The organism is Streptomyces sp. AC558_RSS880 (genome assembly GCF_019049255.1).
Classification (GTDB): domain Bacteria; phylum Actinomycetota; class Actinomycetes; order Streptomycetales; family Streptomycetaceae; genus Streptomyces.
In genome coordinates, this window is the sequence record NZ_JAGMUJ010000029.1 from 395,974 (window position 1) to 402,653 (window position 6,680).

7 protein-coding genes are annotated in these 6,680 nt (G+C 72.8%); 2 read left to right on the forward strand and 5 right to left on the reverse strand.

Annotated elements, in window-relative coordinates:
- Positions 1–161 precede the first annotated feature (161 nt).
- Complete coding sequence (locus KUM38_RS11840; protein ID WP_217129264.1) at positions 162–1,658, forward strand: glycoside hydrolase family 76 protein; 1,497 nt, start codon at positions 162–164, stop codon at positions 1,656–1,658.
- The gene (locus KUM38_RS11845; RefSeq protein ID WP_217129265.1) at positions 1,658–3,523 is read left to right on the forward strand and encodes a glycoside hydrolase family 76 protein; all 1,866 of its coding nucleotides are present in this window, start codon (positions 1,658–1,660) and stop codon (positions 3,521–3,523) included. The genes KUM38_RS11840 and KUM38_RS11845 overlap by 1 nt, the downstream gene beginning before the upstream one ends.
- A 51-nt stretch (positions 3,524–3,574) precedes the next feature.
- On the opposite strand, the gene KUM38_RS11850 is transcribed toward KUM38_RS11845, so the two are convergent.
- The 5 genes from KUM38_RS11850 to KUM38_RS11870 all read right to left on the reverse strand — a co-directional run.
- Positions 3,575–4,405, reverse strand: a complete 831-nt coding sequence (locus KUM38_RS11850; RefSeq protein WP_374227051.1) for a helix-turn-helix transcriptional regulator — start codon at positions 4,403–4,405, stop codon at positions 3,575–3,577.
- A 223-nt stretch (positions 4,406–4,628) separates the two neighbouring features.
- Positions 4,629–4,940, reverse strand: coding sequence for a hypothetical protein (locus KUM38_RS11855; RefSeq protein WP_217129267.1), 312 nt, complete (start codon positions 4,938–4,940; stop codon positions 4,629–4,631).
- Between the two features lie 16 nt (positions 4,941–4,956).
- Positions 4,957–5,673, reverse strand: coding sequence for a peptidyl-tRNA hydrolase (locus KUM38_RS11860; RefSeq protein ID WP_217129268.1), 717 nt, complete (start codon positions 5,671–5,673; stop codon positions 4,957–4,959).
- Positions 5,674–5,706: 33 nt separating this feature from the next.
- Positions 5,707–5,892 carry a hypothetical protein gene (locus KUM38_RS11865; protein WP_217129269.1) on the reverse strand — a complete coding sequence of 62 codons (186 nt, stop codon included), beginning with the start codon at positions 5,890–5,892 and terminating at the stop codon, positions 5,707–5,709.
- Positions 5,889–6,680 (reverse strand): polysaccharide deacetylase family protein (locus KUM38_RS11870; protein ID WP_217129270.1); only part of this gene is annotated, 792 nt, incomplete at its 5' end. The genes KUM38_RS11865 and KUM38_RS11870, both read right to left, overlap by 4 nt.

Consider the following 6,680-nt stretch of genomic DNA (forward strand, 5'->3'; position numbering starts at 1 on the left):
CATGCTCAGTACTACGTTGCGAGAGCGCTCTCACACCCCCCACATCCGCCGAGCACCCTGCCCCGTGTGCCGGGCCGTCGCCCCCGTCGAAGGCTTCCGCACACGGCCACACCAGGTGACATCAGGGCAGGAAGGCGCCCCACACAGGGAGCAGTCCGCCCATGAATCCCGTACGGAGATCCCGCCGGTGGCGTTCCGCCGCGGCGCTCGGCCTCGTCCTCGCGCTGTGCGCGCTGCTGCCGCGGACCGCGTCCGCCGACGACACGGCGAGCGCGGCGGCCGGCATCTGCAACAAGTACTGCGACGGCCGTGACCCCGCCCTCTCCCCGGGTGACCGCACACCCGTCACGGCGACCGTCCACGCGCGGTCGATCGCCCTGCACTTCGACGACGCCGACGCGATGGGCTGGGCCTCCCTCGGCAACGGCGGTCCGGGCGACGAGGTCTGGCTCGACCGCTCCTTCGACGGCGGCCGGACCTGGAGTTCGGGAAGCCGGCTCGGCAACACCGGTGTTCCCTCGGGACAGCGCGGGTGGCGCACCCTGATGTACAACGTGGACGACTGGGGCGCCCACGGCGTGGGCGCGCTGCGGGCCTGCGGCAAGGCCGGTGACCGCCCCGAGATCGCCTGCACGTCCTGGGCCCGCACCACCTGGAACGCCGGCGACCGGCGCACCGCCGCGGCCACCGGACTGATGACCTTCTACGACTACTCGACGGGCCTGTTCGACACCACCGGCTGGTGGAACTCGGCGAACGCGCTCACGGCCGTCATCGACAACATCCGCACCTCGGGCATGGGCAGCTACACGTACGCCGTCGCCCGCACCTACGACCTGAACGTGAACGCGCGGGACGGACAGTTCCGCAACGACTACATCGACGACACCGGCTGGTGGGGACTGGCCTGGGTGGCCGCCTACGACCTGACCGGCGACAGCCGCTACCTCGCCACCGCCCGCGCGGACGCCGACCACATGGCCGCGTACTGGGACTCCACCTGCGGCGGCGGGGTGTGGTGGAGCACCGCGCGCACGTACAAGAACGCGATCTCGAACTCCCTCTACATCGAACTCAACGCCGCGCTGCACAACCGGATGCCGGGCGAGCGGACCTACCTGGACCGGGCGCGGGCCGGCTGGTCCTGGTTCCGGGGCACGGGCATGGTGAACGGTTCACACCTGGTCAACGACGGCATCGACCTGGGCACCTGCCGCAACAACGGCGACACGGTGTGGTCGTACAACCAGGGCGTGCTCCTCGGCGCCCTGACCGAACTGCACCGGGCCACGGGTGACGACGCCCTGCTCACCGACGCACGGCGGATCGCCGACGCCGCCACCACCTCGTCCGCCCTCAACACGGCGGACGGCATCCTGCGCGACCCGTGCGAGAACGGCGACTGCGGAGCGGACGGACCGTCGTTCAAGGGAGCGCACGTCCGCGGTCTGGGTGACCTCGACGCCGTACTCCCGGACCACCCGTACACCCCCTACCTCCGGCGTCAGGCCGACCGCGCCCACGCGAACGACCGCAACGCCCTCGACCAGTACGGGCTGCGCTGGTACGGGCCGCTCGACCGGGTGGACGCGGCGCGTCAGCAGAGCGTGGTCGACCTGTTCAACGCCGTGCCCCGGCCGACGGGAGGGAAGCGCTGATGCCGGACCGGACCCGCCGCTTCCTCGGCGGGCTCGTGGCCCTGGGGCTCGCCCTGACCGGACTGGTCGCCGTCCCCACGCCCTCCCACGCGGCGACGCCGGTGTGCGCGCTGGCCTGCGACACCCTCGACCCCTCCGAGGCGGTGCGGGAGACCTTCCCCGTACCGGACCGGAACGTCAACGGGCGGACCCTGCGCCTGCACGTGTCCGATCCCGACAACATGGCCTGGGCCAGTATCGACAACGGGGTGAACGGGGACTCGGTCTGGCTGGACCGCTCCTGGGACCGTGGCGCCACCTGGGAGCCGCTGCTGGGCAAGGCGTCCGTCCCCGGCTCCCGGACCGGCACGCGGACGCTGATGTACAACATCACCGACCCGGTGGGGCACCGGCGCGGCTGGATTCGTGCCTGCGGTGACGCGGCCGGGGTGACCTGCACCGACTGGGTGTACCCGAAGGTCTGCGACGGCGCGTCGTGCGACGGCGCCGACCCCGCAGGCGCGGCCGGCGACGACCGCCCGGTGCCGGCGACGACTCTCTTCGGACGCACCATCAGCCTGCACATGGACCACGACAACGGCATGGCCTGGGGCGTCGTCGAGAACGGCGGCGCGGGCGACGAGATCTGGATCGACCGCTCCTGGGACGGCGGGGTGACCTGGCCCGAGGGCTCCTCCCTGGGACGCGTGAGCGTCCCGTCCGGTGCCGCCGCCACCCGGACGGTCATGTTCGCCGTCCGGGACCCGCGCGGCCTCCTCCACGGTGGCGCGGTCCGTGCCTGCGGCCGCGAGGCCGCCCACCAGGAAGGCAGCTGCACGGCGTGGGCGCGGCCGGTGCCGACCCGGGCGCGCGCCGCGGCCGACGCCCTCATGGCGTCGTACCGGACCGACGAGGGCTGGTGGCACAGCAGTTGGTGGAACTCGGCCGTCGCGCTCACCGCCGTCATGGACTTCGCCCGGCAGACCGGGCGGCACGACTACGACTGGGCCGTCTCCCGCACCTTCGAGCAGAACAAGGGCGTCTTCCCCGCGGGCGTCCGCGGTTCGGACCCGGTCGAGGGCCACTTCATCAGCCGCGCCGTCGACGACGCGGGATGGTGGGGGATCGCGTGGGTGGCCGCCTACGACCGGACGCGGGAACGGCGTTACCTGGACGAGGCCGTCATCATCGCGGACTACCTGCACCGGCACTGGGATCCGGGCACGTGCGGCGGCGGCATGTGGTGGGACCGGGAGCACACCTACAAGAACGCCGTCACCAGCGGCCTGTACCTGTGGCTGACGACCGCGCTGCACCGGCGTCTGGCCGGTGACACGGTGTGGGGCGGGCGCGCGACCGCGGCGGCGGACTGGTACCTGGACAGCGGGCTGATCAACTCCTCGGGTCTGGTCAACGACGGCCTGACCCGGGACTGCGCCAACAACGGCCAGACAGTGTGGAGTTACAACCAGGGCCTGGCCATCGGCGCCTTCACTCAACTGTGGCGCTCCACCGGCGAGACCCGCTACCTGGACACCGCGCGACGGCTGGCGGACGCGGCGATGTCCTCACCCCGGCTGACCCGCGACGGCGTCCTGACCGAGTCCTGCGACATCGGCACCGCCTCGTGCGACGACAACCAGAAGCAGTTCAAGGGCATCTTCGTACGGCACTTCGCCGACCTCGCCGACGCCACCGGGTCGACGGTCCACCGCGCGTACCTCGCACGGCAGGCCGAGTCGATCTGGAACACCGACCGCGACCCCCTCAACCGCCTCGGCCAGCGCTGGGCCGGCACCACACCCAACCAGACGGACTGGCGCACCCAGGCCAGTGCCCTGGCAGCCCTGACCGCGTCCCCGCGCGTGGCGACGCGGGGCGGGTGAGGGGCAGGGCCGGACGGGCGGCGACCACCGCGGAGCACACGTGGCCACACGTCAGTTTCTCGAGGTCATCTCCTGGATGCCGATGGTGGACAGGAGAGCGAGTTTGCTCCTGGCGTCCGTGTCGCGCGGGGTGTCCACCACGAGACGGAGATTCGTGCTCTGGGTGGTGAGCACATTGGAGTCGAGAGCGATGTCTCCCACCTCCGGATGCGCGACGATCTTGTGCGCGCCCTGGTGGTCACCCACCGACCGAAGCGCCCAGAGTTCACGGAACCGGTGACCGCGGTTCAGCCTCGAGAGCAACGCCCTGATGTCGGGGTCGTTCGGGTACCGGCTCGTCGTGGCGCGCAGATCGGCGACCAGTGACTCCTCGAACGCGGCCCGCTCCGCAGGGGTCTGCCGGATTCGGCTCGCCTGGTTCTCGAACTGGAAGAGCAGGGCGTTGCGCTGGTCGTCGCCTCCCCTCGTGGGATCGCCGAAGGTCGCCGCGAACAGCGGGTTCCAGTGCAGCAACTGCCAGGCGGCGTCGCACACCGCCACCGGGCTGTCGGCGAGCTGCTCCACGATCCGGTGCACGCTGGCGGGGACCAGTCGCGGAATGCGGTCCGGAGCCGCGGCGTGGCCGGCCAGGCGCAGGAGATGGGCCTGCTCGTCGTCGGACAGGTGCAGCGCGCGGGCGAATGCCAGGCAGACCTGCGCCGACGGCGTCGACGCCCGGCCCTGCTCGAGCCGGACCACGTACTCGGCGGAGATTCCGGCCAACTGCGCCAGTTCGCCCCGCCGCAGGCCGGCGACCCGGCGGGGCGAATGACGGGGCAGCCCGACGACGCCGGGGTCGAGCCGATCCCGCCAGGCGCGCAACGCGACACCGAGTTCGTTCACAGGAGCCATCCTCCCGCACGCTCGGCCGCAGCTACGACATCACCCAGGCCCGCGCCGACCTGGGCTACCGGCCGGGCGTGACCTTCTCCGCCGGACTGGACGAGCTGCGCACGTCCGCGCGGTAGACACCGCCCCGCCCCGCCCCCCCGCACACGAGCGCACCCCGCGCCGCTCGCTCCGGCGCAGCCCGTCCTCTGCCTGCTTCAGTCGGACAAGGCGGTGGTCAGGGGCCGGCGAAGGCGGACAGGAGGGTGTCGGTACGGAGCCGGAGCTCCGGTGTCCCGGCGCCTGTGACGCTCACGGACACCTCCCGGCCGCCGAGGGCCCGGGCGAGGGAGACCCACAGGGTGGCGTCCGTACCGGCGAGGGGATACGCGTACCAGCCGTCGGGAGCTTCGTCGTCGGTGTCCTGAACGCCGGCTTCGACGGTTTCCCAGTCGGTTTCGTCGAAGGCGTATCCGGCGTAGCGGGACAGCAGCTCAAGGAAGCCACGCAGGTTGCGGCCCATGATCCAACCGGTGATCGGCTCGGTCACGCGTCCTCCCTCCCTGTCATCGCAACGCCGGATGGTCCGCCACCACCGTGCAGGAGCCCGGGGCGATCTCCGTGAAGCCCGCGTCGCGGACCGTGGGGAGGCCGGCGGTCGTCAGGCCGGGCCAGTGGGAGGCGTCGGCGGTGCGGACGGCGAGGGGGAAGCCCGCGGCGTGCCAGGCCGCGCGGGCCTCGCCCGGCAGCTCCCACCAGGCCAGTTGGGCGGCGTGGCCGGCCTGAGCCATGGCCTTGCCGGCCGTCATGTCGAGGGCGGGGTTGAGCCACAGGGTGGGGACCGTCGGGTCCGTCGGCGGGACCGGGTCGGGATCGTCCAGGTCCGTGCCGGAGACCTGGAGGCGGGCCAGGTCCTTGGGCCAGCCGTCCAGGGGGACGGGAGGGAAGACGCGGACCTCCGCCGACTTGCCGGTGACCGTGATGCCGGGGAGGGTCTCCGCGCGGCGCCACTCCGCGCCGCGTGCCCGGCGCACCACCTTGCGGATGCGGGCGTCCTGCCAGTCGCGCATCGCCCGCGCCCACTCGCCCTCGCCGGCCGAGCGCTCGTCGCTCAGCATCACCAGCACCGCGCGGGCCGCCGTCTCCAGCGCGTCCGTACGGGCCGGGGGTGCCGCCCGCTCGATGCGGACCACCAGGGGCAGGACGAACTGGGGTGCCTCGTCGCGGGCGCCCGGGTCGGGGCGGAAGGGGCTGTCGGCGGAAGCCGTTCGGTTGTCGCTCACGGGGACAGTCTGCCAACCCGCGCGGCGGTCCCGTCAGCCCGAGCAGGACGTCCGCTCGGCCTCCCGCCACTCGCAGACCGGGCACAGCGTGATGCCCTTGTACGACTCCGGGTACTCCGTCGGCTCCTGGCACAGCACGCATGCCGCGTACGGCGGGCCGTCGGCCTTGGGCGGCCGGGTGACATCGATCAGGCAGTAGTCGTCGTCGGTGTCGCTCATGGCTCAAGGGTAGGACGCTCGGCCCGTCCGTTCGCCGCCGCGATCAGGTCGGAGACCTGCACGAAGCGGTAGCCCTGGCGGCGCAGCTCCGGGACGATCCTCCGTACGGCCCGTTCCGTCGTCGGGGCCGCGCTGCGGGTGCAGTGCAGGACGACCACGGAGCCGGGACGTACGCCGGCGAGGACCTGCGCGGCCACCGCCTCCGCGTCCGTGGCGAACGCGTCGCCGCCGACCACGTCCCACTGCACGGCCGTCACCCCGGCCGGGGTCAGCGCCTTGAGCGCCGCGCGGTCGTAACAGCCGCCGGGGAAGCGGAAGTACGGCTTCGGATCGGGCACGCCCACCTTCCGGAACGCCGCGTACGCCCGTTCCACGTCCGCCCGCATCCGGTCGGCGGAGACGGTCGGCAGGCCGTAGCAGTCGCCGGTGAAGGCGTAGTGGCTGTAGGAGTGGTTGGCGACCTCGAAGAGCGGGTCCCGGCCGATGGAGCGGGCCTGCTCCGGGTACTCCTCGGCCCAGCGGCCCGTCATGAACACCGTGGCCGGAACCTTCAGCGCGCGCAGGGTGGTGATGAGCCGCGGGTGGTCGAAGTGCTCGCCCGCCGCCGCCCTCGGGCCCTGGTCGGCGGTCATGTCGGCGTCGAAGGTGAGGGCGACCGTCCGGTCGCCGGTGCGCGGGCCGTTGCGGAAGACCGGGGTCAGGCCGGACGGGCCCGGGGCGAGGGTGGGAGGGACCGAGGGGGAGGAGGACGCGGAGGGTACGGAGGGCGCGGGGCGGGGCGCCTGGCG

Excerpts from the sequence above, each read along its gene's own strand:
- KUM38_RS11840 (WP_217129264.1), top strand. The coding sequence starts at position 162 with ATGAATCCCGTACGGAGATCCCGCCGGTGGCGTTCCGCCGCGGCGCTC.
- KUM38_RS11845 (WP_217129265.1), top strand. The coding sequence starts at position 1,658 with ATGCCGGACCGGACCCGCCGCTTCCTCGGCGGGCTCGTGGCCCTGGGG.
- KUM38_RS11865 (WP_217129269.1), bottom strand. The coding sequence starts at position 5,892 with ATGAGCGACACCGACGACGACTACTGCCTGATCGATGTCACCCGGCCG.